At 63.2% G+C, this 25,268-nt stretch carries 30 protein-coding genes; 18 read left to right on the top strand and 12 right to left on the bottom strand.

All coding sequences use genetic code 11. The features are described 5' to 3' along the window. The first annotated feature begins 30 nt into the window (after positions 1-30). From ssuD to NCS02_RS24360, 3 genes are read left to right on the top strand one after another with little or no spacing between them, the layout of a single operon-like run. Complete coding sequence (ssuD, locus tag NCS02_RS24350; protein WP_008347568.1) at positions 31-1,179, top strand: FMNH2-dependent alkanesulfonate monooxygenase; 1,149 nt, start codon at positions 31-33, stop codon at positions 1,177-1,179. Next, entirely contained in the window at positions 1,176-1,958 is a 783-nt protein-coding gene (gene ssuC / locus NCS02_RS24355; protein ID WP_008347569.1) for an aliphatic sulfonate ABC transporter permease SsuC, read from the top strand. The genes ssuD and ssuC overlap by 4 nt, the downstream gene beginning before the upstream one ends. Then, complete coding sequence (locus NCS02_RS24360) at positions 1,955-2,752, top strand: ATP-binding cassette domain-containing protein (protein ID WP_250458612.1); 798 nt, start codon at positions 1,955-1,957, stop codon at positions 2,750-2,752. Before ssuC ends, NCS02_RS24360 begins: the two co-directional genes overlap by 4 nt. A 23-nt stretch (positions 2,753-2,775) precedes the next feature. On the opposite strand, the gene NCS02_RS24365 is transcribed toward NCS02_RS24360, so the two are convergent. After that, positions 2,776-3,249 carry an Lrp/AsnC family transcriptional regulator gene (locus NCS02_RS24365; protein ID WP_175980527.1) on the bottom strand — a complete coding sequence of 158 codons (474 nt, stop codon included), beginning with the start codon at positions 3,247-3,249 and terminating at the stop codon, positions 2,776-2,778. Between the two features lie 135 nt (positions 3,250-3,384). Here NCS02_RS24365 and NCS02_RS24370 point away from each other — a divergent pair, with 135 nt between their 5' ends. From NCS02_RS24370 to NCS02_RS24380, 3 genes are all read left to right on the top strand, one after another. Continuing rightward, a complete protein-coding gene (locus tag NCS02_RS24370; RefSeq protein ID WP_008347574.1) occupies positions 3,385-4,758 on the top strand; it encodes an amino acid permease in 1,374 nt (457 codons plus the stop codon). Positions 4,759-4,769: 11 nt separating this feature from the next. Beyond that, the gene (locus NCS02_RS24375; RefSeq protein ID WP_250503555.1) at positions 4,770-5,975 is read left to right on the top strand and encodes an amino acid aminotransferase; all 1,206 of its coding nucleotides are present in this window, start codon (positions 4,770-4,772) and stop codon (positions 5,973-5,975) included. A gap of 67 nt (positions 5,976-6,042) precedes the next feature. After that, a complete protein-coding gene (locus NCS02_RS24380) occupies positions 6,043-7,596 on the top strand; it encodes a class I adenylate-forming enzyme family protein (RefSeq protein WP_250503556.1) in 1,554 nt (517 codons plus the stop codon). Between the two features lie 376 nt (positions 7,597-7,972). Here the strand turns inward: NCS02_RS24380 and NCS02_RS24385 are convergent, their stop codons facing one another. The 4 genes from NCS02_RS24385 to NCS02_RS24400 all read right to left on the bottom strand — a co-directional run bounded on the left by NCS02_RS24385 (position 7,973) and on the right by NCS02_RS24400 (position 11,639). Beyond that, positions 7,973-9,157 carry a benzoate/H(+) symporter BenE family transporter gene (locus NCS02_RS24385; RefSeq protein WP_250523315.1) on the bottom strand — a complete coding sequence of 395 codons (1,185 nt, stop codon included), beginning with the start codon at positions 9,155-9,157 and terminating at the stop codon, positions 7,973-7,975. Between the two features lie 8 nt (positions 9,158-9,165). After that, on the bottom strand, positions 9,166-9,444 hold the full coding sequence (gene catC, locus NCS02_RS24390) for a muconolactone Delta-isomerase (RefSeq protein WP_008347582.1): 279 nt from the start codon (positions 9,442-9,444) through the stop codon (positions 9,166-9,168). Between the two features lie 38 nt (positions 9,445-9,482). Next, entirely contained in the window at positions 9,483-10,610 is a 1,128-nt protein-coding gene (locus tag NCS02_RS24395) for a muconate/chloromuconate family cycloisomerase (RefSeq protein ID WP_008347583.1), read from the bottom strand. Between the two features lie 105 nt (positions 10,611-10,715). Continuing rightward, entirely contained in the window at positions 10,716-11,639 is a 924-nt protein-coding gene (locus tag NCS02_RS24400) for a LysR family transcriptional regulator (RefSeq protein WP_008347585.1), read from the bottom strand. A gap of 177 nt (positions 11,640-11,816) precedes the next feature. Between NCS02_RS24400 and catA the strand changes: the two genes are divergently transcribed. From catA to NCS02_RS24435, 7 genes are all read left to right on the top strand, one after another. Next, complete coding sequence (gene catA, locus NCS02_RS24405; RefSeq protein ID WP_008347586.1) at positions 11,817-12,752, top strand: catechol 1,2-dioxygenase; 936 nt, start codon at positions 11,817-11,819, stop codon at positions 12,750-12,752. A gap of 105 nt (positions 12,753-12,857) precedes the next feature. Then, on the top strand, positions 12,858-14,216 hold the full coding sequence (locus NCS02_RS24410) for a Rieske 2Fe-2S domain-containing protein (RefSeq protein WP_033536408.1): 1,359 nt from the start codon (positions 12,858-12,860) through the stop codon (positions 14,214-14,216). Continuing rightward, positions 14,213-14,701, top strand: a complete 489-nt coding sequence (benB, locus tag NCS02_RS24415) for a benzoate 1,2-dioxygenase small subunit (protein WP_008347590.1) — start codon at positions 14,213-14,215, stop codon at positions 14,699-14,701. Before NCS02_RS24410 ends, benB begins: the two co-directional genes overlap by 4 nt. A gap of 35 nt (positions 14,702-14,736) precedes the next feature. Then, the gene (benC, locus tag NCS02_RS24420) at positions 14,737-15,765 is read left to right on the top strand and encodes a benzoate 1,2-dioxygenase electron transfer component BenC (RefSeq protein WP_250437142.1); all 1,029 of its coding nucleotides are present in this window, start codon (positions 14,737-14,739) and stop codon (positions 15,763-15,765) included. Further along, on the top strand, positions 15,762-16,538 hold the full coding sequence (gene benD / locus NCS02_RS24425) for a benzoate diol dehydrogenase BenD (RefSeq protein ID WP_250458636.1): 777 nt from the start codon (positions 15,762-15,764) through the stop codon (positions 16,536-16,538). The genes benC and benD overlap by 4 nt, the downstream gene beginning before the upstream one ends. A 19-nt stretch (positions 16,539-16,557) precedes the next feature. Continuing rightward, on the top strand, positions 16,558-16,965 hold the full coding sequence (locus NCS02_RS24430) for a RidA family protein (protein WP_033536407.1): 408 nt from the start codon (positions 16,558-16,560) through the stop codon (positions 16,963-16,965). A gap of 145 nt (positions 16,966-17,110) precedes the next feature. Then, entirely contained in the window at positions 17,111-18,451 is a 1,341-nt protein-coding gene (locus tag NCS02_RS24435; protein ID WP_008347599.1) for an MFS transporter, read from the top strand. Between the two features lie 19 nt (positions 18,452-18,470). Here NCS02_RS24435 and NCS02_RS24440 read toward each other — a convergent pair whose 3' ends face one another. Beyond that, positions 18,471-18,665 carry a hypothetical protein gene (locus NCS02_RS24440; protein ID WP_008347602.1) on the bottom strand — a complete coding sequence of 65 codons (195 nt, stop codon included), beginning with the start codon at positions 18,663-18,665 and terminating at the stop codon, positions 18,471-18,473. A gap of 153 nt (positions 18,666-18,818) precedes the next feature. Between NCS02_RS24440 and NCS02_RS24445 the strand changes: the two genes are divergently transcribed. The 4 genes from NCS02_RS24445 to NCS02_RS24460 all read left to right on the top strand — a co-directional run bounded on the left by NCS02_RS24445 (position 18,819) and on the right by NCS02_RS24460 (position 21,109). Beyond that, entirely contained in the window at positions 18,819-19,856 is a 1,038-nt protein-coding gene (locus NCS02_RS24445) for a zinc-dependent alcohol dehydrogenase family protein (RefSeq protein ID WP_250503559.1), read from the top strand. A gap of 42 nt (positions 19,857-19,898) precedes the next feature. Next, complete coding sequence (locus tag NCS02_RS24450; RefSeq protein WP_008347606.1) at positions 19,899-20,345, top strand: universal stress protein; 447 nt, start codon at positions 19,899-19,901, stop codon at positions 20,343-20,345. Between the two features lie 52 nt (positions 20,346-20,397). After that, positions 20,398-20,709, top strand: coding sequence for a hypothetical protein (locus NCS02_RS24455; protein ID WP_250503560.1), 312 nt, complete (start codon positions 20,398-20,400; stop codon positions 20,707-20,709). Between the two features lie 94 nt (positions 20,710-20,803). Next, positions 20,804-21,109: a DUF1488 family protein gene (locus tag NCS02_RS24460; RefSeq protein WP_008347608.1), complete on the top strand. Its 306-nt coding sequence runs from the start codon at positions 20,804-20,806 to the stop codon at positions 21,107-21,109. Here NCS02_RS24460 and fnr read toward each other — a convergent pair. The 6 genes from fnr to NCS02_RS24490 form a co-directional block, all read right to left on the bottom strand. Then, complete coding sequence (fnr, locus tag NCS02_RS24465) at positions 21,085-21,819, bottom strand: fumarate/nitrate reduction transcriptional regulator Fnr (RefSeq protein WP_051078981.1); 735 nt, start codon at positions 21,817-21,819, stop codon at positions 21,085-21,087. The two genes, NCS02_RS24460 and fnr, sit on opposite strands and share 25 nt — an antisense overlap. 162 nt (positions 21,820-21,981) lie before the next feature. After that, positions 21,982-22,629, bottom strand: a complete 648-nt coding sequence (locus NCS02_RS24470) for a response regulator (RefSeq protein WP_008347611.1) — start codon at positions 22,627-22,629, stop codon at positions 21,982-21,984. Beyond that, positions 22,626-23,093, bottom strand: coding sequence for a universal stress protein (locus tag NCS02_RS24475; protein ID WP_008347612.1), 468 nt, complete (start codon positions 23,091-23,093; stop codon positions 22,626-22,628). The genes NCS02_RS24470 and NCS02_RS24475 overlap by 4 nt, the downstream gene beginning before the upstream one ends. Before the next feature lie 84 nt (positions 23,094-23,177). After that, on the bottom strand, positions 23,178-24,260 hold the full coding sequence (locus NCS02_RS24480; protein ID WP_250458650.1) for a PAS domain-containing sensor histidine kinase: 1,083 nt from the start codon (positions 24,258-24,260) through the stop codon (positions 23,178-23,180). A 45-nt stretch (positions 24,261-24,305) separates the two neighbouring features. Further along, positions 24,306-24,536, bottom strand: a complete 231-nt coding sequence (locus tag NCS02_RS24485; protein WP_008347614.1) for a hypothetical protein — start codon at positions 24,534-24,536, stop codon at positions 24,306-24,308. Between the two features lie 84 nt (positions 24,537-24,620). Next, positions 24,621-24,848, bottom strand: coding sequence for a hypothetical protein (locus NCS02_RS24490; RefSeq protein WP_008347615.1), 228 nt, complete (start codon positions 24,846-24,848; stop codon positions 24,621-24,623). A gap of 131 nt (positions 24,849-24,979) precedes the next feature. On the opposite strand from NCS02_RS24490, the gene NCS02_RS24495 reads away from it, so the two are divergent. Beyond that, positions 24,980-25,162 (top strand): hypothetical protein, encoded by a 183-nt coding sequence (locus NCS02_RS24495; RefSeq protein ID WP_144403708.1) that lies wholly within the window; start codon positions 24,980-24,982, stop codon positions 25,160-25,162. Positions 25,163-25,268: the final 106 nt, after the last annotated feature.

Here is a 25,268-nt window from a genome sequence, read left to right on the forward strand (position 1 = left end):
GCGGCAAGCCCTCTCTCAGACACGACGAACATGAATGTTTTCTGGTTCATCCCCACGCACGGCGACAGCCGCTATCTCGGCACGTCGCAAGGCGCGCGCGCCGCGAATTACGATTACTTCCGTCAGATCGCGGTAGCCGCCGACACGCTCGGCTACGAAGGCGTGCTGCTGCCCACGGGCCGTTCCTGCGAGGACGCGTGGGTGGTCGCGTCGAGCCTCATTCCCGCGACGAAGCGCCTCAAGTTTCTCGTCGCGATTCGCCCTGGCCTGAGCTCGCCGGGATTGTCGGCGCGCATGGCATCGACGTTCGACCGGCTCTCGAACGGGCGTCTGCTCATCAACGTCGTGACGGGCGGCGATCCGACCGAACTCGCGGGCGACGGCGTCTTTCACGATCACGACACGCGCTACGAAATCACCGACGAATTCCTCACGATCTGGCGCGGCCTGCTCGAACAGTCGCACGACAACGGCAGCTTCGATTTCGACGGCAAGCATCTGCAATCGCAGGGCGGCAAGGTGCTGTATCCGCCGGTGCAGAAGCAGCATCCGCCGCTGTGGTTCGGCGGTTCGTCGGCGGCGGCGCACGATATCGCGGCGAAGCACATCGACACGTATCTCACGTGGGGCGAGCCGCCCGCGGACGTCGAGAAGAAGCTCGCCGATATCCGCAGCCGCGCGAAAGCGGAAGGGCGCGACATCAAGTTCGGCATTCGCCTGCATGTGATCGTGCGCGAGACCGAAGAGGAAGCATGGGCCGACGCCGACAAACTCATCAGCAAGCTCGACGATGAAACCATCCGCCGCGCGCAGGCCTCGTTCGCGAAGATGGATTCCGAAGGCCAGCGACGCATGGCCGCGTTGCACGGCGGCAGCCGCGACAAGCTGGAGGTGTATCCGCATCTGTGGGCGGGCGTCGGGCTCGTGCGCGGCGGAGCGGGCACCGCGCTCGTCGGCAATCCGGAGCAGGTCGCCGGGCTGATGAAACAGTACGCGGAACTCGGCATCGATACGTTCATCCTGTCGGGTTATCCGCATCTGGAAGAGTCGTATCGTTTCGCCGAACTGGTGTTTCCGCTTCTGCCGCGCAAGCAGCGCGAGCAGGCGAGCGGGCCGCTCTCGGGGCCGTTCGGCGAAGTCATCGGCACGTCGGAATTGCCGCGCGCATCGGCATCATGAAACTGGCATTCATTGCTCGCCGCGCGCTGCCGTGGCTCGTGCCGTTGATGATCCTCATCGCGTGGGAAAGCGCCGCGCGCACGGGCGGACTGTCGTCGCGCGTGCTGCCCGAACCGCTCGCGGTGGTGAAGGCGGCGTGGGCGCTGATCGAATCCGGCGATCTGTGGGCCAACGTCAAGGTCAGCGCGGGCCGCGCGCTCGCGGGCTTCGCGATGGGCGGCGGAATCGGCTTCGTGCTCGGTCTCGCGACGGGTCTTTTCAAGCCCGCCGAAATCGCGCTCGACTCGACCGTGCAGATGATCCGCAACATCCCCGCGCTCGCGATGATTCCGCTCTTGATCCTGTGGTTCGGCATCGGCGAGGAAGCGAAGCTCGTGCTCGTCGCGCTGGGCGTGTTCTTTCCGGTCTACGTCAACACGTATCACGGCATCCGCTCGGTCGATCGCGACCTGATCGAGATGGCGAGAAGCTACGGCTTGTCCGGCTTCGCGCTGTATCGCGATGTGATTTTGCCGGGCGCGTTGCCGTCGATACTCGTCGGCGTGCGCTTCGCCTTCGGGCTGATGTGGGTGATGCTGATCGTCGCCGAGACCATTTCCGCGCAGTCGGGCATCGGCTATATGACGATGAACGCGCGAGAGTTCCTGCAAACCGATGTCGTGGTCGTCGGCATCCTGCTGTACGCGCTGCTCGGCAAACTCGCCGACATGGCCGCGCGCGCGATCGAACGCGCGACCTTGCGCTGGCATCCGGCGTATCAAACGAAGGCGCAATCATGAATCTGATCGATATCGACACGCTGACGCCCGCGTTCAGGCGCGTCGAAACACATGCGCGCGCGCCGCTCGGCGGGCGCGATATCGCCGTGTCGCTGCGCGGCGTGGAGAAGCGCTTCGGCGAGCGCACGGTGCTGGATCGGCTGGACTTGTCGATCGAGCGCGGCAGTTTCGTATCGATCGTCGGGCGCAGCGGCTGCGGCAAGTCGACGTTGCTGCGGCTCATCGCCGGTCTCGATCAACCGACCGGCGGCATTCTGCAGCGCAACGCCGCCGCGCGATCGGACGAACTGCAAGTGCGGATCATGTTTCAGGACGCGCGTCTCTTGCCGTGGAAGAGCGTGCTCGACAACGTGATGATCGGCCTGCCGCGCGACAAGCGCGACGAAGCCCGCGCGACGCTTGCCGAGGTCGGCCTCGCGGAACGCGAGAAGGACTGGCCGTCGCGTCTGTCGGGCGGGCAGCGTCAGCGTGTGGCGCTGGCGCGCGCGCTCGTGCATCGGCCGGATCTGCTTTTGCTCGATGAACCGCTCGGCGCGCTCGATGCGTTGACGCGCATCGAAATGCAGGGCTTGATCGAGCGTTTGTGGCGTGAACATCGGCTCACCGCGCTGCTGGTCACGCACGATGTGCAGGAAGCGGTGTCGCTCGGCGATCGCATTGTGCTGATCGATGCGGGGCGCATCACGCTCGATACCGACGTCCCGCTGCCGAGGCCGCGCACGCGCACGGCGCCGGGGTTTGCCGAACTCGAGGAACAGGTGCTTTCGCGGGTGCTTCAGCGAGGCTCGACCTGATCCTGGCGTGAGCGCCGCCCTCACTATCCCTCCAGCGGCACCGCGCTCACGCACTTCAACTCGTCGAGACATACGCTCGACTTCACGCCGCTCACGCCGGGAATACGCATCAGCGTGTCGAGCAGAAACTCCGACAAGCCCTTCAGGTCCCGCGCGATCACCTTCAGCATGTAATCGATATCGCCGGTCACGGCGAAGCATTCCTGAATCTCCGCGAGCTTGCCGACGACGCCCTTGAACTTCGCGAGGTCGCGCACGTGCCCGCGCTCCATCGTCACCTGAATGAAGGCGACGACGCCGAAGCCCAGCGCCTGCGCATCGAGCCGCGTCTCGTAGCCCTTGATGACACCCATCTCTTCCAGCCGCCGATGCCGCCGCAACGTCTGCGCCGGCGACAGGTTGATCGCTTCCGCCAGTTCGAGATTGGAGATGCGCCCGCGCGACTGCAGTATCCCGAGCAAACGCAGGTCGATACGATCGATCTCGATAGTCTGCAATTTTCTTTCTCCGATGAACCAATCGATGAAATCCGGACGCGCAAACTAGGGTTTGTCTGCGCGCGTTAGGAAATCATATTGTGCCGTAACAAATTTACACTGATTCCCCTAAATCGAGCACAAGGAGAGAGACACGTGACACATGAGGGACACGGCACGCTCAAGCGCGGCCTGAAGAACCGTCACATTCAGCTGATCGCGCTCGGCGGGGCGATCGGCACCGGGCTTTTTCTCGGCATCGCGCAGACGATCAAGTCGGCGGGACCATCGGTGCTGCTCGGCTACGCGATCGCGGGCATCGTCGCCTTTTTCATCATGCGGCAACTGGGCGAGATGGTCGTCGACGAGCCGGTCGCGGGTTCGTTCAGCCACTTCGCGGACAAATACTGCGGACAGTACGCGGGCTTTCTGTCGGGCTGGAATTACTGGGTGCTCTACATTCTCGTGTCGATGGCCGAGCTGTCCGCCGTCGGCATCTACGTGCAGTACTGGTGGCCGGGCATCCCGACGTGGATCTCCGCGCTCGTCTGCTTCTGCATCATCAACGCGATCAATCTGACGAGCGTGAAATCGTATGGCGAGCTGGAGTTCTGGTTCGCGATCGTGAAGGTCGTCGCGATCGTCGGCATGATCGGCTTCGGCGGCTGGCTGCTGTTCTCGGGCAGCGCCGGGCCGGACGCGAGCGTGACCAATCTCTGGCGTCACGGCGGCTTCTTCCCGAACGGCGTCTCCGGTCTCGTCATGGCGATGGCCGTCATCATGTTCTCGTTCGGCGGGCTGGAGCTGGTCGGCATCACCGCGGCCGAAGCGGACGATCCCTCGCACACGATTCCGCGCGCGACCAATCAGGTGATCTATCGCATTCTGATTTTCTACGTAGGCGCGCTCGGCGTGCTCCTTTCGCTGTATCCGTGGCAGAAGGTCGTGACCGGCGGCAGCCCGTTCGTGCTCATCTTCCATGCGATGAACAGCAACTTCGTCGCGCATGTGCTCAATGCCGTGGTGCTCACGGCGGCGCTCTCGGTCTATAACAGCGGCGTATATTGCAACAGCCGCATGCTCTATGGTCTCGCGCAGCAGGGCAATGCGCCGCGCGCGCTGCTCAAGGTCAACCGGCGCGGCATTCCGCTCGCCGCGCTCGGCGTCTCCGCGCTCGCGACGGCCGTCTGCGTGCTCATCAACTATCTGATGCCGGGCAAGGCGTTCGAGTTGCTGATGGGGCTCGTCGTGTCGGCGCTCATCATCAACTGGGCGATGATCTCGCTCATCCATCTGCAATTCCGACGCGTGAAGGCGCGCAACGGCGAAACGACCGTGTTCAAGAGCCTCGGCTATCCGCTCACCAACTATCTGTGCCTCGCGTTCCTCGCGGGCATTCTCGTGGTGATGTGCCTGATCCCCGATCTGCGCATCTCGGTCTATCTGATTCCCGTGTGGCTCGCGGTGCTCGGCGTCGGCTATGCGATTCGCAATCGCCGTCGCGCGAGTGCGGCCTTGTCGCGCGTCTGAAGGAGACGGTCATGTTCGAACACATCGATGCCTATCCCGGCGATCCGATCCTTTCGCTCAACGAAGACTTCGCGAAGGATCCGCGCGCGGACAAGGTCAATCTGAGCATCGGCATCTACTACGACGACGAAGGCCGTCTGCCGGTGATGCGCGCCGTGCGCGAAGCGGAAGCGCAGTTGCTCGCGGAACCCGCTGCGAAACCGTATCTGCCGATGGCGGGCTTCGCGGCGTATCGCGATGCCGTGCAGTCGCTCGTATTCGGCGACGATTCCGCCGCGCGCATCGAAGGCCGCATCGCGACCGTGCAGACGCTCGGCGGCTCCGGCGCGCTCAAGGTCGGCGCGGACTTCATCAAGCGCTATTTCCCGGCGTCGCACGTCTGGGTGAGCGATCCGACGTGGGATAACCATCGCTTCATCTTCGAGCGCGCGGGCTTCACGGTCGGCACGTATCCGTACTACGACGAAGCGAGCGGCGGCCTGAAGTTCGACGCGATGCTCTCGGCGATCCGCGATCTGCCTGCGAAGAGCGTCGTGCTGCTGCACGCGTGCTGTCATAACCCCACGGGCGTCGATCTGAACGATGCGCAATGGGCGATGCTCATCGACGCCATCAAAGCGCGCGACTTGCTTCCGTTCATCGACATGGCGTATCAGGGCTTCGGCGCGGGACTCGATGCGGATGCGTTCGCGATTCGCGAGCTGGTTCGCCGCAACGTGCCCGCGCTGATCGCCAATTCGTTCTCGAAGAACTTTTCGCTCTACGGCGAGCGTTGCGGCGCGTTGTCGGTGATCTGCGAATCGGCGGAGATAGCGGCGCGCGTGCTCGGTCAACTGACGAGCGCCGTGCGCGCGAACTACAGCAATCCGCCGACGCATGGCGCGAAGATCGTCGCGCGCGTCTTGACGACGCCCGCGTTGCGGCAATCGTGGCAGGAAGAACTGGCGTCGATGTGCACGCGCATCGCGCGCATGCGTAGCGCGATTCACGCGCGTCTTTCCGGCAACGTGCCCGATGCGATGCTTGCGCGTTACGTCGAGCAGCGCGGCATGTTCACGTACACGGGGCTTTCCGCCGCGCAGGTCGATGTGCTGCGCGAACGGCACGGCGTCTATCTGATCCGCTCGGGCCGCATGTGCGTCGCGGCGCTGAACGAGCGCAACGTCGATGCGACCGCAAGTGCCATCGGCGAAGTGCTGTCGAAAGCGATCGCGTAGCCGCTCATTTTCGCCTCATTGTGCGCGGGCACACTGCATCCATCGCTGATGAAGGAGGGATGCAGCCATGGAAACGTTTCGCTCTTATGTCGATGGGCTGCTCGAGCAGCTCGACGCGCACGCCGATCGCACGGTGCTGCGCTATCTCGGCGACGACGTGACCGGCGCGGCGTTTCGCGCATCGATCTATCGATATGCGCGGGCGCTTGCGTCGTTCGGCGTCACGCGCGGCGGGTTCGTCGCGATGTTCGCGCCGAACTGCCCCGATGCGCTCGCGATCCGCTACGCGACCGGCCTGCTCGGCGCAACGACGATGTTCCTGCCCGCGATCACGCGCGCGGAACAGCGCGCCGCGTTTGTCACGCGCATGCAGCCGACGTTGCTCATCGCCTTCGAACAGACGAAGCATCTCGTGCCGGCGCATAGCGGCGCGCGTCTCGCGTATGTCGGAACGGGGCCGGCGCGTTTGCGGCTGGATATCCGGGCGCGCGTGCAGCACGATCTGCCGGTTGAGAGCCGCGCACGACCCGACGATCTCGCCGTGGTGGTGTCATCGGGCGGCTCGACCGGCGTGCCGAAAGCGAGCCGCCGCAGCTTCGCCGCATATTCGACGATGGTGAGCGCGCCGAGCCCCGAGGATCGGCGGCAGCTTGTCAACGGCGCGCTTGCGTATCTGTCGCAAGTGCTCGTCGATAACACGTTGATGGGCGGCGGCATCGTCGTGCTGAAGCCAGGCTACGATCCCGCCGAAACGCTCGCGACGATCGAAGCCGAGCGCATTACGGACGTCTTGCTCGTCGAACCGCAACTGTTCGAAACGATGGATCATCCGGACGTTCATCGGCGCAATCTGTCTTCGTTGCGCTCGGTCGCGCATATCGGCGGATCGGCGCCCGCGATTTTGCGGCGGCGCGCGATCGAGCGCCTCGGCCCGGTGCTCACGCACATGTACGGCGCGAGCGAAGCGGGGCTCGTGAGCGTGTTGACGCCGTCGGACTATCTCGTCGATGCGAGTCTGCTCGAGAGCGCCGGGCGTATCCGGCCGGGCGTCGAGGTGCGGATTCGCCGCGCCGACGGCACGTTCGCGCGTCATGGCGAGCACGGCGCGATCGAGGTGAAATCGAAGGCGGTGGCGCAGGGCTATTACCGGCAGCCGATCGAAGCGGCGCAGAAGTTTCGCGATGGCTGGTGCATGACGGGCGATATCGGTTTCATCGACGGGAGGGGTTATCTGCATGTGATCGGACGTGGAGGGGATGTCGCCGAAATCGATGGTGCCGTCGTCGGTCCGGCGCAGATCGAAACGCCGCTTTGTGCGTTGCCCGATGTGCGCTATGCGCGCGCTGTTGCATCGGCCGATGCTGCGCGCGGTTATGTGTGGGATGTCGTAGTGGTGCCGTGGACAGGAAGGCGTGTGGATGTCGCGCGTTGCATGCGGGCGCTTGAATCGGCGTGTGGGGTCGCAGTGGCGAAGGTTGTGCGGATGGCTGCCGTGCAGCGCGTGCCGCTTACCGAGCAAGGGAAGGTGAATCGGGCGGCGATTGGGTTCTGGTGTCGGGAGGCCTTAAGTACCAGGTGTACATTCGGCCAAGCGGGTGCGATGCCGGCTGCAGTCAGTTGAAATATTGTCCTTGGTAAGTAAGCACGCCGATCGACGACGTAAAGCTACCGCCATCGACAAGTCCCTTACTCATGCTCCGGAGCACGATCAACGCATTTGCCGAATTGAGCGTGCCCGAAGATCGAACGCAGCCGTAATGACACCATTGCTACCGCCCTGCGCATTTTGAGTGGTGTATTCCTGTTTAACGCTCGCAAACGGGAGTTAAACATTCTCGGCATGGTAGCCACCCGATCCAATAGGATCGACGCCGCTAATACGCACGTCTTCAAGCGTGAACTTCTGGAAGTCGAGCGGCGTCCCGCCTGACTTGCGCGTCGTGAGGATGGCTCTCGGGATAACCGTGCGTTTTGAAGGCGTACACGCAAAGTCCGAATTAGCCCCTGTCCCTCGCCCGCCCCAACACCAAATGCGCCATCGTCCCCAGCACGATCCCCCAAAACGCCGACCCCAACCCGAGAAAACTCATATTCGAAGCCGTCGCGATAAACGCGATAAACGAAGCTTCCCGATGCGCCTCATCCTGCACCAGCCCCACGACGTTCGCCGCGATCGCGCCGAGCAGCGCGAGACCGGCGAGCACCGCAACGAACGCATTCGGCAGCGCGGCGAACAGCATGACGACCGTCCCCGCAAAGCATCCGCCGATCAGATAGAAGACACCATTGGCGATGCCCGCAACATAACGATTCGCCGGGTCGCGATGCGCATCGGGCCCGGTGCATAGCGCCGCCGTAATCGCTGCGATGACGATCGTGATGCCGCCCGAAAACGCGACGAGCATCGATGCGAGGCCCGTCGTCATGAGCACGGGACGCGTCGGCGTCTGATAACCCGACACGCGCAAGATCGAAAAGCCAGGCAGGAATTGCCCCGTCAGACTGACGATGACGAGCGGCAACGCAAGACTCACGGTCGATTGCCAGGACCAAGTCGGCATCGTGAATACGGGGGGCGTGAGATGAAGGCTGACCGACTCGAAATGCGTCAGGCCGAGTGCCATCGCCAGCGCGCAGCCGGACGCGAGAACCAGAATGAGGCAGTAGCGCGGCGCGCATCGGCGAAAAACGAGGAAGCTCGCGATCATGCCCAACGCGAGCCACGGCGTAACGGCAATCGACTTGAATACGTTCGTGCCGAACTGAAAGAGAATGCCGGCCATCATCGCGCAGGCGATGCCCTTCGGTATGCGCTTGACGATCTCATCGAACCATCCCGACAAGCCGAGCACGAAGATGCACGCGCCCGCGACGATATACGCGCCGATCGCCTCGCTCACCGGCATGCCGGGAAACAGCGTGACGAGCAGCGCCGAACCGGGCGCCGACCACGCGGTGATGATCGGCTGCTTCAGCCACACACCCAGCGCGATGCCCGAAACGGCCGCGCCCATCGAGATGGACCAGACCCACGACGCGATCACGTCGTTGCCGACATGTGCCGCGTGCGCGGCCTGGAAGAGAATCGCGAGCGGTCCGGCATACGAGATGATGACGGCAAGCAACCCGGCGCTCACCGCCGATACCGACCCGCTTCCTTCCCGCGATACCGGAATCGACATGCGCGGCTTCAGCGAATCGACGACGGATGATGCGCGAGGGCCGTCACTTGCATCGTCATGTACGGGAAGAGCGGCAGGCCGGACAAGATCGTGTGCAGTTCATCGTGCGAATCGACATCGAAGACGCTGTAGTTCGCATATTCGCCGACCACGCGATGCAACTGCTGCCATTTGCCTTGCCGCTGCAGTTCCTGCGAGTATTCCTTCTCGCGCGCCTTGATTTCATCGGCTTTGGCGGCGGGCATGTCGTGCGGCAGATGAACGTCCATTCTGACGAGATAAAGCATGATGTCCCCAATCGTTGTTGATGCGTTGATTCGATGATTCAAGCGCGCTTGTCGCGACGATAAAACGCGAGCTTCGCTTCATCGATCTGAAGCCCGAGGCCCGGTCCTTCCGGCAAGTGCAGATCGAAGTCGCGATACTGCGGACGCGCCGTGACGATGTCGTCCTTCAACAGCAGCGGCCCGAACAGTTCCGTGCCCCACGCGAGCTGCGGCAACGCGCTGAAACCATGCGCCGATGCAATCGAGCCGATGCTGCCTTCGAGCATCGTGCCGCCGTAGAGCGACACGCCCGCCGCATCGGCGATGGCGGCCGTGCGCATCATTCCGTAGATGCCGCCGGACTTCGCGATCTTCAGCGCGAACACATCGGCGCATGCGTGACGAACGAGTTCGAGCGCGTCCTCGGGGCCCGTCACCGCTTCGTCGGCCATGATCGGCACGATGAAGCGCGCCGCGAGCCGCGCGAGCGTGCCGCGCTGCTCGCGCGGAGTCGGCTGTTCGATGAGATCGATGCCCGCTGCCTGAAGCGCTTCGATGCCGAGCGACGCATCGGTCTCGCTCCATGCCTGATTCACGTCGACGGTGACTTTCGCGCGATCGCCGAGCGCGGCCTTGATCTTCGATACATGGGCGACGTCATCGCGCACGCCGCGCCGGCCGATCTTCAGCTTGAATGTGTTGTGACGGCGTTCGGCCAGCAGCATTTCGGCTTCTTCGATATCGCGCTGCGTGTCGCCGCTCGCGAGCGTCCAGAGCACCGGAAGCGTCTTGCGCACCGCGCCGCCGAGCAACTCCGACACCGGCACGTTCAACCGCTTGCCTTGCGCGTCGAGCAGCGCTGTTTCGAGCGCGCACTTCGCGAAGCGATTGCCGCGCGCGACCTTGTTGAGCTTCAGCATCGCCGCGTTGATGTTGCTCGCATCCTGTCCGATGAGCGCGGGCGCGAGATAGGTATCGATCGTCAGCTTGATGCCTTCGGGGCTTTCATCGCCGTAAGACAGGCCGCCGATGGTCGTGGCTTCGCCAATGCCCTCGATGCCGTCGCTCGTGCGCAGACGGACGATGACGAGGGTTTGCTGCTGCATCGTCGCCATCGCGAGTTGATGCGCGCGAATGGTCGGGAGATCAACCAGAATCGCTTCGACGGAGGTGATTTGGGCGTTCATACCTGAAATGTCGGAATGGAGAGGTTGATGCAGTATTGCGCGCCCGTTTGCCGCCTGTCCAAGACCATTCGCGTCTAGTGCGATACCCCCCAGGTATGACGTGCGTCATCGCCCCCGATCCGTGCGCGCCGTGTAAGGAATCTTCTCCTCGTCATACAGCCGGTAAATGAGTTCGAGCATTTCCTTGATGTCGCGCGATTCGTCGAGCGCGCGCATGCTCATGATGACCGGCGAAACGAGCGTGGGATCGTCGAGTTCCTTGTAGCTCACGTCGTCGCGCTTCAGGCCGTGGACGCTGCTCGGCACGACGGAAATGCCTTCGCCCGCCGCGACGAGCCCCAGCGCGATCTGCAATTCGCGCACTTCGTAGATCTTGCGCGGCGCGAGCCCGCGATCCTGAAACGCCGCGAGCACCTGATCCGCATAACTCGGGCGCGGCGACTTCGGAAAGATGATGAGCGTCTCGTTGACGAGATCGCGCAGCGAGAGAATGGGCTTCGCGAGCGAGAGCGGGTGCCCGAGCGGAAGCGCGACGATCAGTTGCTCTTCGCGCAAGATCACGCGACGGATGTTGGCATCCTCATGACGAATGCGCCCGAAGCCCACATCGATGCGGCCATCCTTGAGCGCGCGGATCTGGTCCATCGTCGACATTTCGTGCAGGCTCAGTTCGACGGTCGCGTTCTCGTCGCGAAAGCGCCGGATGATCTTCGGCAGCATGCCGTAGAGCGTCGAGCCGACGAATCCCACCGAAAGACTGCGCTCGATATTGCCTACGCGGCGCGTCATCGATTCGAGTTCGGCGGTCTGCGCGAGCAACTGCACCGCATGCGAATAAAAGAACTTGCCGGTCTCCGTGAGCTTGAGCGGCCGCGAGTTGCGTTCGAAGAGTTGCACGCCGAGCGTTTCTTCGAGTTGCTGTATTTGACGGCTCAAAGGCGGTTGTGCGATATGCAGCCTTTCGGCCGCGCGCGTGAAGTTTCTTTCTTCCGCCACCGCCACGAAGTAACGCAGGTGTCGCAACTCCATTCAATACCTCCTGGATATGGCCCGATACTAAATCAGTGTTGGACTGGGCTTCTTTACGTCCATTATCCTGCCTTCACGCTCTGTTTCAACACCCGACTATACCTTCCGAGCATATCTGCACAGGTGATGAAGCGAGGGTTAACCCCCACCAGAAAATTGCGAGATTCAGGAGAAGACATGAGCATCAAAGTGTTCGATACGAAGGAAGTGCAGGACCTGCTGAAGGCCGCTGCGAACATCGGGAGTCAGGACGGCAATGCTCGCGCCAAAGAGATCACGCATCGCCTGTTGAGCGACCTCTTCAAGGCGATCGACGACCTCGACATGACGCCCGATGAAATCTGGGCCGGCGTCAATTATTTCAACAAGCTCGGTCAGGATGGCGAAGCGGCGTTGCTCGCCGCCGGCCTCGGTCTGGAGAAGTATCTCGACATCCGCATGGATGCCGCAGACCGCGAAGCCGATATCCACGGCGGCACGCCGCGCACCATCGAAGGCCCGCTGTATGTGGCCGGTGCGCCGGTGCGCGAGGGCGTGTCGAAGATCGATCTCGATCCCGATGCGAACGCCGGCCCGCTCGTCATTCGCGGCACGGTCACGGGTCACGATGGCAAGCCGGTTGCGAATGCGGTCGTCGAATGCTGGCACGCCAACTCGAACGGCTTCTACTCGCACTTCGACCCGACCGGCGCGCAAAGCGATTTCAATCTGCGCGGCGCAGTGAAAACGGGCGCGGACGGCAAGTACGAATTCCGCACGCTGATGCCGGTCGGCTACGGCTGCCCGCCGCACGGCGCGACGCAGCAACTGCTGAACTCGCTCGCGCGTCATGGCAATCGTCCGGCGCACGTGCACTTCTTCGCGACGAGCGAGAAGCATCGCAAGCTGACGACGCAGATCAACATCGAAGGCGATCCGCTGATCTGGGATGACTTCGCTTATGCGACTCGCGAAGAACTCGTTCCGCATGTCGTCGAAAAGACGGGCGGCACGGCGCTGGGGCTGAAGGCCGACGCGTACAACGAAATCGTGTTCGACATCCAGTTGACGCCGCTCGTGCAGGGCAAGGACAACCAGCTCGTCCAGCGCCCGCGCGCATCCGTCACCGCGTAATTACGCAACAGCGGCGGTCAGCCCGCCGCCGCCCGAATCTCCGTACGACCCCTTCGATACCGATGCATGCGCTCCGTCGCCGGAACGCGCATAGGGAGAACTCATATGTCCGCCATCACCGACAAAGCCACGCAGCTCGATGAACTGCTGCAAAACGCCGTCCAGGACGACAAGGAGAGTGGCATCTTCCGTTGCCGCCGCGACATCTTCACGAACGCCGATCTGTTCGATCTCGAGATGAAACACATCTTCGAGAGCAACTGGGTGTATCTCGCGCACGAAAGCCAGATCCCGAACAACAACGATTACTACACGACGTGGATCGGCCGTCAGCCCATCGTGGTGACGCGCGACAAGACCGGCGAGTTGCACGCGGTCATCAATGCATGCGCGCACAAGGGGGCGATGCTCTGCCGCCGCAAGCACGGCAACAAGGGCAGCTTCACCTGTCCGTTCCATGGCTGGACGTTCTCCAACACCGGCAAGCTGCTGAAGGTGAAGGACGAGAAGACGACCGAATACCCGATCCAGTTCAACACGCACGGCTCGCACGATCTGCGCCGCGTGCCGCGTTTCCAGAACTATCGCGGCTTTCTCTTCGGCAGCCTGAATGCGGATTCGATGCCGCTCGAAGACTATCTCGGCGAGACGAAGGTCATCATCGATCAGATCGTCGATCAGGCGCCGAACGGCCTCGAAGTCTTGCGCGGCAATTCCTCGTACATCTACGACGGCAACTGGAAGATGCAGATGGAAAACGGCTGCGACGGTTATCACGTCAGCACCGTGCATTGGAATTACGCCGCGACGATGGGCCGCCGCAAGATCGAAGGCACCAAGGCCGTCGATGCGAATAGCTGGAGCAAGTCGGTCGCGGGCGTGTACGGATTCGATCATGGCCACATCCTGTTGTGGACGAAGACGATGAATCCGGAAGTGCGGCCGGTGTATCAGCATCGCGAAGAGATCAAGGCGCGCGTGGGCGAAGTGCAGGCGGATTACATCGTCAATCAGACGCGCAATCTGTGCCTCTATCCGAACGTCTTTCTGATGGATCAGTTCAGCACGCAGATTCGCGTGGTGCGCCCGCTTGGCGTCGACAAGACCGAAGTCAGCATCTTCTGCTTCGCGCCGAAGGGCGAGAGCGCCGAAGATCGCGCGACGCGCATCCGTCAGTACGAAGACTTCTTCAACGTGACCGGCATGGGCACGAGCGACGACCTCGAGGAATTCCGCGCGTGCCAGTCGGGTTATGCGGGCATCACGGCGATGTGGAACGACCTCTCGCGCGGCGCGCCGCTTTGGGTCCACGGTCCTGACGAGAACGCGCAGAACATGGGTATCAAGCCGCTCATTTCGGGCGAGCGCAGCGAAGACGAAGGACTCTTCGTCGTGCAGCACGAATACTGGGTCAACGTGATGCGCGACGCGTTGAAGAAGGAACAAGGGGAGGCACTGGCATGAGCTTCGACTACCTGAAAATCTGCGCGACGCTGTATCGCGAAGCGCGTCTGCTCGACGATCGTCAATGGGACGAATGGCTCGGCTGCTATGCGGAAGACGTCACGTACTGGATGCCCGCATGGGACGACGACGATCAGATCACCGATGACCACGAAAGTCAGATCTCGTTGATGTATTACCCGGATCGCGGCGGCCTCGAAGATCGCGTGTTCCGCATCAAGACCGAGCGCAGTGGCGCTTCGATGCCCGAGCCGCGCACGAGCCACAACGTCACCAACGTGGAAGTGCTGGCCGAGCGCGAGAACGAAGTGGATGTGCGCTACAACTTCGACACGCTCAATCACCGCTACAAGATCACCGATCATTTCTTCGGCACGATCTTCGTGACGCTGCGCAAGGTCGACGACATTCTGGTGATTGCGCACAAGAAGATTGTGCTGAAGAACGACTATATCCGCCAGGTGCTCGACGTCTATCACGTCTGACACTCGCGGTGACGAGACAGGAAGTAGGAGGCAACATGTCCAGCTACAACATTGCACTGAATTTCGAAGACGGCGTGACGCGTTTTGTCGAATGCAAGGCGGGCGAGAAAGTTCTCGACGCCGCATTCCGCGCCAAGATCAATCTGCCGATGGATTGCTCCGACGGCGTCTGCGGCACCTGCAAATGCCGCGCCGAAAGCGGCAACTATGATCTCGGCGACGACTACATCGAAGACGCGCTTTCCGACGACGAAAAGGAAAGCGGTCTCGTGCTCACCTGCCAGATGGTGCCATCGAGCGATTGCGTGATCGCGGTCCCGGCATCGTCGACGGCATGCAAGACCGCGCAGAGCAAGTTCGCCGCGACGGTCACGAAGATCGAGCCGCACAACGACGCCGCCGTCGTGCTCGAACTGGATGTGGATGCCGCTACGCCCGCGCCGGTTTTTCTGCCGGGCCAGTACGTGAATATCGATGTCCCGGGTAGCGGACAGCATCGTTCGTATTCGTTCTCGTCGGCGCCGGGCGGGACGAAGATCAGCTTTCTCATCAAGAAGATTCCCGGCGGCGTGATGAGCACATGGCTCGAATCCGCGCAGGCCGGTCACACGGTCGAGCTGACCGGTCCGCTCGGCAGTTTCTATCTGCGCGGGGTGGAGCGTCCGCTGCTGTTCCTCGCGGGCGGCACGGGTCTCGCGCCATTCCTCTCGATGCTCGAAGTGCTCGCACGCGCGAACTCGCAGCAGAAGATTCACCTCATCTATGGCGTGACGCGCGATCTCGATCTCGTGCAAGTCGAAGCGATCGAAGCCTATACGGCGCGGTTGCCGAACTTCACGTTCAGCACCGTCGTCGCGGATGCGGATTCGAACCATCCGCGCAAAGGCTGGGTGACGCAGCACATGCCCGCCGAATCGCTGAATGACGGCGATGTCGATGTGTATCTCTGCGGCCCGCCACCGATGGTCGATGCCGTGCGCAAGCACTTCGACGATAGCGGCGTGAAGCCCAACAGCTTCCACTACGAGAAGTTCACGCCCAACGCCGCGCCGGTGGCAGCATGAACACGCAACGATTTGCCGGCAAGGTGATGGTCGTGACCGGCGCGGCGCAGGGCATCGGGCGCGGCGTGGCGCTGCGTGCGGCGGCGGAAGGCGCGAAGGTGGTGCTCGTCGATCGCGCGGACTTCATCGGGGAAGTGGCCGCCGAAGCGCAGGGCGCGGATACGGCCGGCTTCGTCGCCGACATGGAAACGTATGAAGGCGCGGCATCCGCGATGGCGTTCGCAGCGCGCACGTTCGGCGGCATCGATATCCTGATCAACGGCGTCGGCGGCGCGATCCGCATGCGTCCGTTTGCCGAGTTCGAACCCGCGCAGATCGACGCCGAAATCCGGCGCTCGCTCATGCCGACGCTCTACGCGTGCCATGCCGTGTTGCCCCATATGCTCGAACGCGGGCGCGGAACCATCGTGAACGTGTCTTCGAACGCGACGCGCGGGATTCGTCGCGTGCCGTATTCGGCGGCGAAAGGCGGCGTCAACGCAATGACGCAGGCGCTCGCGATGGAATACGGCGAGCGCAACATCCGCGTGGTCGCAGCCGCGCCGGGCGGCACCGAAGCGCCCGCGCGACGCGTGCCGCGCAATGCGAGCGGCGACAGCGAGCAGGAAAAAGTGTGGATGGGCGAAGCGGTGAAGCAGGTCACCGAATCGACGTTCTTCAAACGCTACGGCACGCTGGACGAACAGATCGCGCCGATTCTCTTCCTCGCATCGGACGAAGCGAGCTATATCACCGGCGCGGTATTGCCCGTCGCCGGCGGCGATAACGGCTGATCTCACGGGAGACGCAATCATGAGTGAACGCAAGGCAATCGTTCCCGCGGGAATGGAAGCGGTCTACGAAAAGATCCGCTATGCGCCCGCGATCAAGGCCGGCAATACGATCTACGTGTCCGGGCAGATCGGACGCGATGCGAACATGCAACTGGTCGAAGACCGCGAAGCGCAGATCGTGCAGGCTTTCGACAATCTCGAGCTCGTGCTCGAAGCGGCGGGTGCTTCGTTGAGCGATGTCGTCGACGTGACGAGCTTTCATACCGACATGCGCGATCTGCCGTTGTTCATGCAGGTGCGCGAGCGTTATCTGAACACGCATCCGCTGCCGGCGTGGACCGCGATCGGCGCGCATATGCTCGGTGGTTCCGCGGGTTATATCGTCGAAATCAAGGCGGTCGCCGTAGTGACGGCGAGCGCGTCGTAACACGCAAGAAACGTCAACGTAAAAAGAACCGACCTTGCTGCGCCATGCACGCAGCAAGGAGAACGCGCGCGCGTTCATCGTTCCGCCTGATCAATACATTAAAAATCGCGGAATCAAAGCAAGTCCTACATCCTTGGAGACACCCATGCGGCAAATAGACGTGCAAAAGCTATGCGACGATGCCCGGTTCAGCAAGTTTCATTTGCTGCTTCTGTTCTGGTGCGCGCTCATCATCATCTTCGACGGATACGATCTCGCGGTCGTCGGGATCGCGCTTCCGTCGATCATGAGCGACATGGGCATTCAGCCGACGAGCGCCGGATTCATGGTGAGTTCCGCGCTGCTCGGCATGATGATCGGCGCGGTGTTTCTCGGCACGATTGCCGACAGGATCGGCCGCGTGCCCGCCATCGTCATTTGTCTGCTGCTGTTCAGCGTATTCACGGCCGCGGCCGGATTGACGCGCGATCCCGTGACGTTCGGCATCGCGCGCTTTCTCGCGGGACTGGGCATCGGCGGCGTCATGCCGAATGTCGTCGCGCAAATGACCGAGTATTCGCCGCGCAAGATCCGCAGCACGATGGTGACGCTGATGTTCAGCGGATATTCCGTCGGCGGCATGCTCGCGGCGCTCGTCGGCAAGGGGATGATCGAGCGCTACGGCTGGCAATCCGTCTTCATCGCGGCGGGCCTTCCGGCGCTGCTCGCGCCTGTGATCCTCAAGTACATGCCCGAGTCGCTCGCATTCCTCGTGCGAAACGAACGCGCGGCGCGCCTGAAGGACATTCTTTCGCGCGTCGATCCGCGCTATGTGCCGCAAGAGGCCGACCGCTTCGCGCTTTCCGATCGCGAAGCCGCGCCCGGTTCGCCGATCGCGCGACTCTTCGCCGAAGGACGCGGCATGAGCACCGTCATGTTGTGGATCGCGTTCTTCATGTGCCTCTTCATGGTCTACGCGCTGAGTTCGTGGCTGACGAAACTGATGGCTGGCGCGGGGCACAGCCTCGGCTCGGCGCTCACGTTCGTGCTCGTTCTGAACTTCGGCGCGATGATCGGCGCGATCGGCGGCGGATGGCTCGCGGACCGCTTCAACATCAAGTACGTGCTGATCGCCATGTACGCGCTCGCCGCGATTTCCATCAGCCTGTTGGGCGTGAAGGTGCCGGTCGGCGTGCTGTTTTTCCTGGTGGGTCTCGCGGGCGCATCGACGATCGGCACGCAGATCGTCACGTATGCGTTCGCCGGTCAGTTCTATCCGACAGCGATCCGCTCGACGGGCATCGGCTGGGCGTCTGGCATCGGGCGCAGCGGGGCGATTCTCGCGCCTATCGTGATCGGCTTTCTCGTGAGCAAGGCGTTGCCGCTGCAGCAGAACTTCGTCGCCATCGCGGTGCCCGGCGTCATCGCGATGCTTGCCGTTTGTCTGATCGATGCGCGTCGTTCGCGCAATGACGCCATCGCCGTGGCCGCCGCCGATCCGGCGTAACGACGCGTGCGCCCGGCAATCACTCCTTCGCGGGCTTCGGTTGCCGGGCCTTCTGCGGCTCGGATGGAGCGCCGCGCTGCGTCGGCGCGCGCGTGCAGGCATCGGGCGGCGTGACATAAGGCACGTCGTGGCAGCAGCACGCATAGACCGGAAAGCCGTACGCGTTCGTGCGGACGATGGTCGTCGGTCCATGCAACGGACACACCGCTTTCATGCAGCCTCCTGAAAATGAAAACGCAGTCAATCAGGTGGTTTCATGTTACTCGCGATATGCGCGTGCGCTTGATTCAAGTCAATCGGAGCCGCGGGCGTCCCGATAGAGTGAGAGCGTCGATTCACGTCACGCGCCACGCAACGGAGTTCGCAGATGAAAGCACTCGTCTATCACGGCCCCGGCATCAAGTCGCTCGACGAGCGGCCGAAACCCGCGCTCGCCGCCGCCACCGATGCGATCGTTCGCGTGACGCGCACGACCATCTGCGGAACCGATCTGCACATTCTCAAGGGCGATGTTCCCACCTGCGAGCCCGGCCGCGTGTTGGGTCACGAAGGCGTGGGCGTCGTCGAGGACGTCGGCGCGGCGGTGTCGACGTTCAAGCCGGGCGATCGCGTGCTGATCTCGTGCATTTCGTCGTGCGGAAAGTGCGAGGCGTGCCGACGCGGCATGTATTCGCACTGCGCGACGGGCGGCTGGATTCTCGGCCACAAGATCGACGGCACGCAGGCCGAATACGTGCGCATCCCGCACGCGGATACGAGCCTCTATCCGATTCCGGCAGATGTCGAGGAAGAGGCGCTCGTCATGCTCTCCGACATTCTTCCGACGGGCTTAGAATGCGGCGTGCTCAACGGGCGCGTGCAGCCGGGCAGCACGGTCGCGATAGTCGGCGCGGGGCCGGTCGGTCTCGCCGCCTTGCTCACCGCGCAGTTCTACGCGCCGGCGCAGATCGTCATGATCGATCGCGACGCGCATCGGCTCGAAATCGCGCGTACGTTCGGCGCGAGCGCGTGCATCGACATCGCGCGCACAGAGGCCGTCGCCGAGATCATGCGTCTGACCGATGGCGCGGGCGTCGATTGCGCCGTCGAAGCGGTCGGCGTGCCGGCGACCTTCGAGCTGTGCCAGCAGATCGTCGCGGCGGGCGGCACCATCGCGAATGTCGGCGTGCATGGCGTGAAGGCCGATCTGCATCTCGAATCGCTCTGGGATCGCAACATCAGCATCACGACGCGTCTCGTCGATACGGTCAGCACGCCGATGCTGCTCAAGACCGTGCGCGCGGGGCGGCTGCAGCCGAAGCAGCTCATCACGCACCGCTTCACGCTCGCGCGCGCGCTCGACGCTTACGACACCTTTGGCCGCGCGGCGGAGACGAACGCGCTGAAGGTCATCATCGAAATTTGAAGTGGGCGGCCTTCAGCGGGAAGCCGTGCGGGCCGGAAAACGATGTACCGCAAAATCCTGGTTGCGCTCGATGGCAGCGAGTGCTCGCAACGCGCGCTCGACGAAGCGATCCGCATCGGCGCGCGTGCGCGAGTGAATGTCGTGTACGTGATCGACGTGGCCGCGCTTTCGTCGTATCCGGCGCAGTATCGCGTGAACGTGCGCGAGGAAGGCGGGCACGCGCTCGATATCGCGTATGCGCGCGTGATCGATGCGGGCATCGAATGCGAAACGGAACTCGCGGAGACGCGCAACGTCACCGATACGATCGCGAAGTGCCTGCAGCGCCGCGCGGTGCACATGCCCGCGGATCTCGTCGTGATGGGCACGCATGGCCGGACCGGGTTGCGCAGGCTCGCGCTCGGCAGCGTCGCGGAAGCGTTCGTCAGACGCTCGACGTGTCCGGTGCTGCTCACGCGCGCACCGAAGCATGTCGCGAAAGACGCGTGAGCCACGACGAGTGAGGCGCGCCCGCGCGATGGCCTGACCGGAGAACAATGACATGGGCCTCGGAATGCAGATCGCCTGCCTCGGCTTCGCGGGCTCGAGCGCGATCGAACGCGAAGCGGGCGTCGAACTCGTGCGGCTTGCGGGCGTCGCGAAAGACGTCGTCGATTGCAGGCTCACGATCAAGGCGTCGCTCGATCGCGCGGGACGCACCGTCTTCGACGCGCAACTGGTTCTGCTCACGCGCGATTCCGAGCAGGTCACGGTGCAACGCAGCACACACGCCGACGTGAACGCGGCGCTGCGTCATACATTCGATGACGCCGTTCAGCTGCTGCTTCAGCGCAGCGCGCCGGATGCGATTTGATCCAGATCAATACGCGCTCCGAAACCGTGGCCAAGACTAAGTGGATATGCGCTGCGCCGGCTCGCGTCGCATCAACGTTCCACGAGGTATCGGCATGATCGTTACGTTTCCGAGTCAGCCGCCCGTCTATCAGGGCGATGTCCCTTCGCTCACTTTCGCCGCCTTCGCGGACGGTGAGCCGATCGAGTGCACCATTTCGGCCGAAGCGCTGGAGGATCACTTCGGCGCGGCGTCGTGGCGTGAGGAAGATCTGCAGCAGGCGTTCGAGAGCCATCGCTCGTCGATAGAAGGCGCCGCCGAACATGTGCTGAGCCGCGTCGGCGGCACGTCGGTGATGCTGCGCAGCGGATTTTTCCGCTTTCGCGAAGCGCGCGCTCAGACTGCTTCGAGCCGCGCCTGATCGAGGATCCGCACGTCCTTGCCGCGCGCGTCGATCACGCCGGCCTTTTGCAGCCGCGAGAACATGCGGCTGACCGTTTCGATCTTCAGCCCGAGATAGCTGCCGATTTCCTCGCGCGTCATGCGCAGCACGAATTGCGCGGGCGAATAGCCGCGCGCCTTCATGCGCGTCGACAGATTGAGCAGGAAGGCCGCGACGCGCTGCTCCGCCGTCATCGTGCCGAGCAGCATCATCAGATTGGATTCGCGCACGATCTCGCCGCACATCATGCGATGAACGTGATGCTGCACCGCCTTCACTTCGCGGCACAGCAATTCGAGCAGATCGAACGGAACGATGCAGACGACGCTGTCTTCCAGCGCGATGGCGTCGCACGCGTGGCGGTCGGTGCTCACGCCGTCGAACCCGAGGGGCTCGGCCGCCAGATGAAAGCCCGTGACCTGCTCGTGTCCTTCGCGATGCATGACGACGGTCTTGAAGCAGCCGCTGCGCAGCGCATAGAGACTCTGGAAGGGATCGCCGCTGCGGAAAAGCGTTTCGCCGCGCCGCACGAAGCGCGTCGAGCTGATCATCGCGTCGAGACGCTGATAATCGACCGGCGACAAGCCGGACGGCATGCAGATGCGCTTCATCGAACACGTCGAGCAACGCGTGCTCGGCGGCTTCGCGTCGACGTGCATGCCGGGACTGTCTGCGCTCGCGGAAATCATGCTGCGCCTCCTGTCGAACCGGATCGCGCATCGACGCGCGATCCCGCATGTCACGTGTCCAATTATGGAGTGCGCTGTGTCGAAAAAATGTCGGTGCTGGCTGATCGTGCCGTAGGCATTCGGGAAGACGTGTAGGGAAATGCCGACACGCGCCGCTTCGATTCAGGCGCTGTCGTCGTCGAAAAGCTGATGGCGCACCGCGTAGCGCACGAGCGCGGCTTCGTGGGGAATCTGCATTTTTTCGAGGATGCGCGCTTTGTAGGTGCTGATGGTCTTCGCGCTCACGCACAACGCCTCGCCGATATCGCTGATGGATTCGCCCGCGCACAGCCGCCGGAACACTTCGAACTCGCGGTTCGACAATCGCTGATGCGGTAGCGCATCGTCAGGTTCGGTGAGGCTTTGCGCGAAGCGTTCGGCCATCGCGAGGCTCACGTACGCGCCGCCCGACGCGACCTTGGCGACCGCCGCGACCAGCTCCGCGCTCGCGCTTTCCTTCGTCAGATAGCCCGACGCGCCGGCCTTGAACGCGCGCGCGGCGTATTGCTGCTCGGCGTGCATCGTGAGCACGAGAATGCGCAGCGCGGGCTTTTCGTCCTTGATCTGCTTGAGCAGGTCGAGGCCGCTGCGGCCGGGCATCGACAGATCGAGCACGAGCACGTCTGCCTCCGTTGCGCGCACGAGCGCGAGCGTGCCCGGCCCGTCGCTCGCTTCGCCGGCGACCTCGAAGCCGTGCGCGTTCGCGAGGATATGGCGCAGGCCGTCGCGCACGAGCGCGTGGTCATCGGCGATCAGGACTTTCGTCGTCATGGATTCGGTTCTTCCGTTTCGCGGCCCGGCACCAGCAGAACGGGACACCGCGACAGCCGCGCGAAACCTTCCGCGACGCTGCCGAGCACGATCCGCCGCAAGCCGCGCCGCCCGTGCGTGCCCATGACGACGAGATCGGCGCGGAAATCGTCGGCGCAATGACGGATGCGCTGCGGGATGTCATCGCCGAGATACTCGACTTCGCACACGCGCGGTGTGCCCTTCACGCCCGCTTGCGTCATGCGCTCCGTGGCCGTCGCAGCGAGCCGCCGGCCTTCCTCCAGCAATGCGTCGCGCAGGCCAGGATAGAACGCGCTCGTGGCGTCGTAGGAAACGGGCTGCATGTCGACGACGAAGAGCGGCTGAATTTGCGCCGCGCTCGCGCTTGCGATCCTGATCGCCTCATCGAGGGCGTGGAGGGAAGTCGGGCTGCCGTCGATGGGCACGAGAATGCGGTTGTACATGACGATCTCCTGATCCGGTGTGTTGGCGCGTCGCGGGTGTGCGATCGAGTCTACGGACGGCGTATGCAAAACGGTTGACGCAAGTCAAGGAACGGACCGGTCATCGGCGGGGCGATGAAGCGGAATGTCCACGACGACGCGAAAGCCTTCGCCCGGCGCGCTGCGAAACTCGATGACGCCGCCCAGTTGCCGCACGCGCTCGCCCATGCCGAGCAGGCCGAACGTGCCCGCCGCGCGCGGCCGTTCGATCTCCGCGCCGCGGCCGTCATCCTCGATCGTCAGCGTGCAGCGCGCATACGCGCAGCCGATCGCGATGCGAACTTCCGATGCCCGCGCGTGGCGCACGACGTTCGTCAGCGCTTCCTGCACGAGCCGGAAGAGCGACGTGGACGCAGTCGCCTCGAAGCCGTCCTCGTCGCCTTCGATATCCAGATGGATCGTCAGATCGTAGCGGCGGCGGTAATCGCAAACGAGCCAGTCGATTGCGGCGAAAAGGCCGAGATCGTCGAGCACGGGCGGACGCAGGCCCGCCGCGATGCGTCGCAGCGAACCGATGATCGTGTCGATTTGCGTGAGCGCTTGCTGTTTGAAGCGCGCGTTCGGCGCGGTGCTGTCGAGAATCGACAACTGCATTTTGAGCGCGGCAAGCTGCTGGCCGAGATCGTCGTGCAACTCGCGGGCAATCGACGCGCGCTCGTTTTCCAGCGCCGTCTGTACGTGCGCGGAGAGCTCGCGCGCATGCTGCAGTTCCGTGAGCCGCAAGCGGTCGGTCATGTCGCGCGTGACTTTGGCGAAGCCGATCAGACTACCCGACGGATCGTGCAACGCGGTGATGACGACGTTCGCCCAGAAGCGGCTGCCGTCTTTGCGGATGCGCCAGCCTTCGTCCTCGACGCGGCCCACGCGCGCCGCCGTCGAGAGGGCGTTGTGCGGCTTGCGCGCGGCGATATCGTCGCCCGGATAGAAGACGGAAAAATGACGGCCGACGATATCGCTCGCGTCATAGCCCTTGATCCGCCGCGCGCCGTTGTTCCAGGTCGCGACGTGGCCGTGCGCGTCGAGCAGGAAGATCGCGTAGTCCTCGACCGCTTCGACCAGCAGACGGAAAGGTGCGTCCGTCAGCAGCGAAGGCGTGTTGCCGGGTTCGGTCGCGGAGCAGTCGATCATCGTTGCAATGGGCGGATGCGCTTGCAACGTCGACGCGTTGCGGCGCTATTGCTTCATCATCTGAAAGGGCGGCAAGGGCAGCTCGTCGCCGTCGAGAAACGCGGTCGCGCAGCGCACCGCGAAGCCGAGCGCGCCGTCCTTGCTTGCGAATGCGCCGAGATTGCCGAGCGAGGTGGCATGGCCGTCCTCTTCGAGAATCGACGCGGTCGCGACGAACGCGTTGCCTACACGAGTGGCGGAGGGCTTAAAAGCCGCTCCCCGATGATAGATGATCATAGATTTGACCGGTGGAGATGATCGAAAGGCTTATGCGGCAGGCATGCCGCGGCGTGAGAGCGAATGCGCGCGGATCAGCGCGGATCAGCGCGGGTTCTGCACTGACTGTCGATAGTCGATCTCGGCCATGCCGTAAGCGAACGCGTAGCGCACCGCGCCCGTTTCGCTGGCGAATTCGCCGAGCATTCCGCTCGAACGGCGCGTGCCGTCCGGTTCTCGCACGATGAGCATCGCCGCGTATCTGTCCTGCTCCGGGACGGCGGTCGCGCTCAGTACGTGCCCTTTGTAGATCACGTCGTCGGGTCGATTCATTGCTCTCTCAGGTTTTAATGTTTTGCCGGCGTGGCAATTCTGACGTTTGCCTACATTCCGTAAGCAGTAAGCCTAACCGTTCAATTTTTGTCGCTTAATCCGATTTAAGCTTTTTTACTTTTCCCATGCAAATGCTTAAGTCCGACCAATCGGGCGGGCATCGGGTCGCGCCTCTGCGCATCGCGTTGAACAGTCTCGATACCGACTTCGCCGCGACGACGTACATCGCGCCGGAGAGCCCCGAATCGGAGCGCATCAGCAGATCGGCTGCGAAAAGCGCCGCGATCGCGACGAGCGGGTGGCACATCACCTGAGCGGTCAAGCGTTTCATCTGCGTCTCACCTCGAAAACATCTGTCGAAATCGGGCAAGACCGCACAGTGCTGCGATAGCGATACGAATCGGGTCCCGTCCTGAGCCT

It is taken from the genome of Caballeronia sp. NCF2, assembly GCF_023631205.1.
Lineage (GTDB): Bacteria > Pseudomonadota > Gammaproteobacteria > Burkholderiales > Burkholderiaceae > Caballeronia > Caballeronia zhejiangensis.

Coding starts and splice junctions, on each gene's coding strand:
- NCS02_RS24435 (WP_008347599.1), top strand. CDS start 17,111: ATGCGGCAAATAGACGTGCAAAAGCTATGCGACGATGCCCGGTTCAGC.
- NCS02_RS24440 (WP_008347602.1), bottom strand. CDS start 18,665: ATGAAAGCGGTGTGTCCGTTGCATGGACCGACGACCATCGTCCGCACG.
- benC (WP_250437142.1), top strand. CDS start 14,737: ATGTCCAGCTACAACATTGCACTGAATTTCGAAGACGGCGTGACGCGT.
- NCS02_RS24475 (WP_008347612.1), bottom strand. CDS start 23,093: ATGTACAACCGCATTCTCGTGCCCATCGACGGCAGCCCGACTTCCCTC.
- ssuD (WP_008347568.1), top strand. CDS start 31: ATGAATGTTTTCTGGTTCATCCCCACGCACGGCGACAGCCGCTATCTC.
- NCS02_RS24380 (WP_250503556.1), top strand. CDS start 6,043: ATGGAAACGTTTCGCTCTTATGTCGATGGGCTGCTCGAGCAGCTCGAC.
- ssuC (WP_008347569.1), top strand. CDS start 1,176: ATGAAACTGGCATTCATTGCTCGCCGCGCGCTGCCGTGGCTCGTGCCG.
- NCS02_RS24485 (WP_008347614.1), bottom strand. CDS start 24,536: ATGATCATCTATCATCGGGGAGCGGCTTTTAAGCCCTCCGCCACTCGT.
- NCS02_RS24375 (WP_250503555.1), top strand. CDS start 4,770: ATGTTCGAACACATCGATGCCTATCCCGGCGATCCGATCCTTTCGCTC.
- NCS02_RS24430 (WP_033536407.1), top strand. CDS start 16,558: ATGAGTGAACGCAAGGCAATCGTTCCCGCGGGAATGGAAGCGGTCTAC.
- NCS02_RS24450 (WP_008347606.1), top strand. CDS start 19,899: ATGTACCGCAAAATCCTGGTTGCGCTCGATGGCAGCGAGTGCTCGCAA.
- NCS02_RS24495 (WP_144403708.1), top strand. CDS start 24,980: ATGCTTAAGTCCGACCAATCGGGCGGGCATCGGGTCGCGCCTCTGCGC.
- NCS02_RS24400 (WP_008347585.1), bottom strand. CDS start 11,639: ATGGAGTTGCGACACCTGCGTTACTTCGTGGCGGTGGCGGAAGAAAGA.
- NCS02_RS24490 (WP_008347615.1), bottom strand. CDS start 24,848: ATGAATCGACCCGACGACGTGATCTACAAAGGGCACGTACTGAGCGCG.
- NCS02_RS24460 (WP_008347608.1), top strand. CDS start 20,804: ATGATCGTTACGTTTCCGAGTCAGCCGCCCGTCTATCAGGGCGATGTC.
- catC (WP_008347582.1), bottom strand. CDS start 9,444: ATGCTTTATCTCGTCAGAATGGACGTTCATCTGCCGCACGACATGCCC.
- benD (WP_250458636.1), top strand. CDS start 15,762: ATGAACACGCAACGATTTGCCGGCAAGGTGATGGTCGTGACCGGCGCG.
- NCS02_RS24385 (WP_250523315.1), bottom strand. CDS start 9,157: ATGTCGATTCCGGTATCGCGGGAAGGAAGCGGGTCGGTATCGGCGGTG.
- fnr (WP_051078981.1), bottom strand. CDS start 21,819: ATGATTTCCGCGAGCGCAGACAGTCCCGGCATGCACGTCGACGCGAAG.
- catA (WP_008347586.1), top strand. CDS start 11,817: ATGAGCATCAAAGTGTTCGATACGAAGGAAGTGCAGGACCTGCTGAAG.
- NCS02_RS24360 (WP_250458612.1), top strand. CDS start 1,955: ATGAATCTGATCGATATCGACACGCTGACGCCCGCGTTCAGGCGCGTC.
- NCS02_RS24455 (WP_250503560.1), top strand. CDS start 20,398: ATGGGCCTCGGAATGCAGATCGCCTGCCTCGGCTTCGCGGGCTCGAGC.
- NCS02_RS24470 (WP_008347611.1), bottom strand. CDS start 22,629: ATGACGACGAAAGTCCTGATCGCCGATGACCACGCGCTCGTGCGCGAC.
- benB (WP_008347590.1), top strand. CDS start 14,213: ATGAGCTTCGACTACCTGAAAATCTGCGCGACGCTGTATCGCGAAGCG.
- NCS02_RS24395 (WP_008347583.1), bottom strand. CDS start 10,610: ATGAACGCCCAAATCACCTCCGTCGAAGCGATTCTGGTTGATCTCCCG.
- NCS02_RS24480 (WP_250458650.1), bottom strand. CDS start 24,260: ATGATCGACTGCTCCGCGACCGAACCCGGCAACACGCCTTCGCTGCTG.
- NCS02_RS24410 (WP_033536408.1), top strand. CDS start 12,858: ATGTCCGCCATCACCGACAAAGCCACGCAGCTCGATGAACTGCTGCAA.
- NCS02_RS24445 (WP_250503559.1), top strand. CDS start 18,819: ATGAAAGCACTCGTCTATCACGGCCCCGGCATCAAGTCGCTCGACGAG.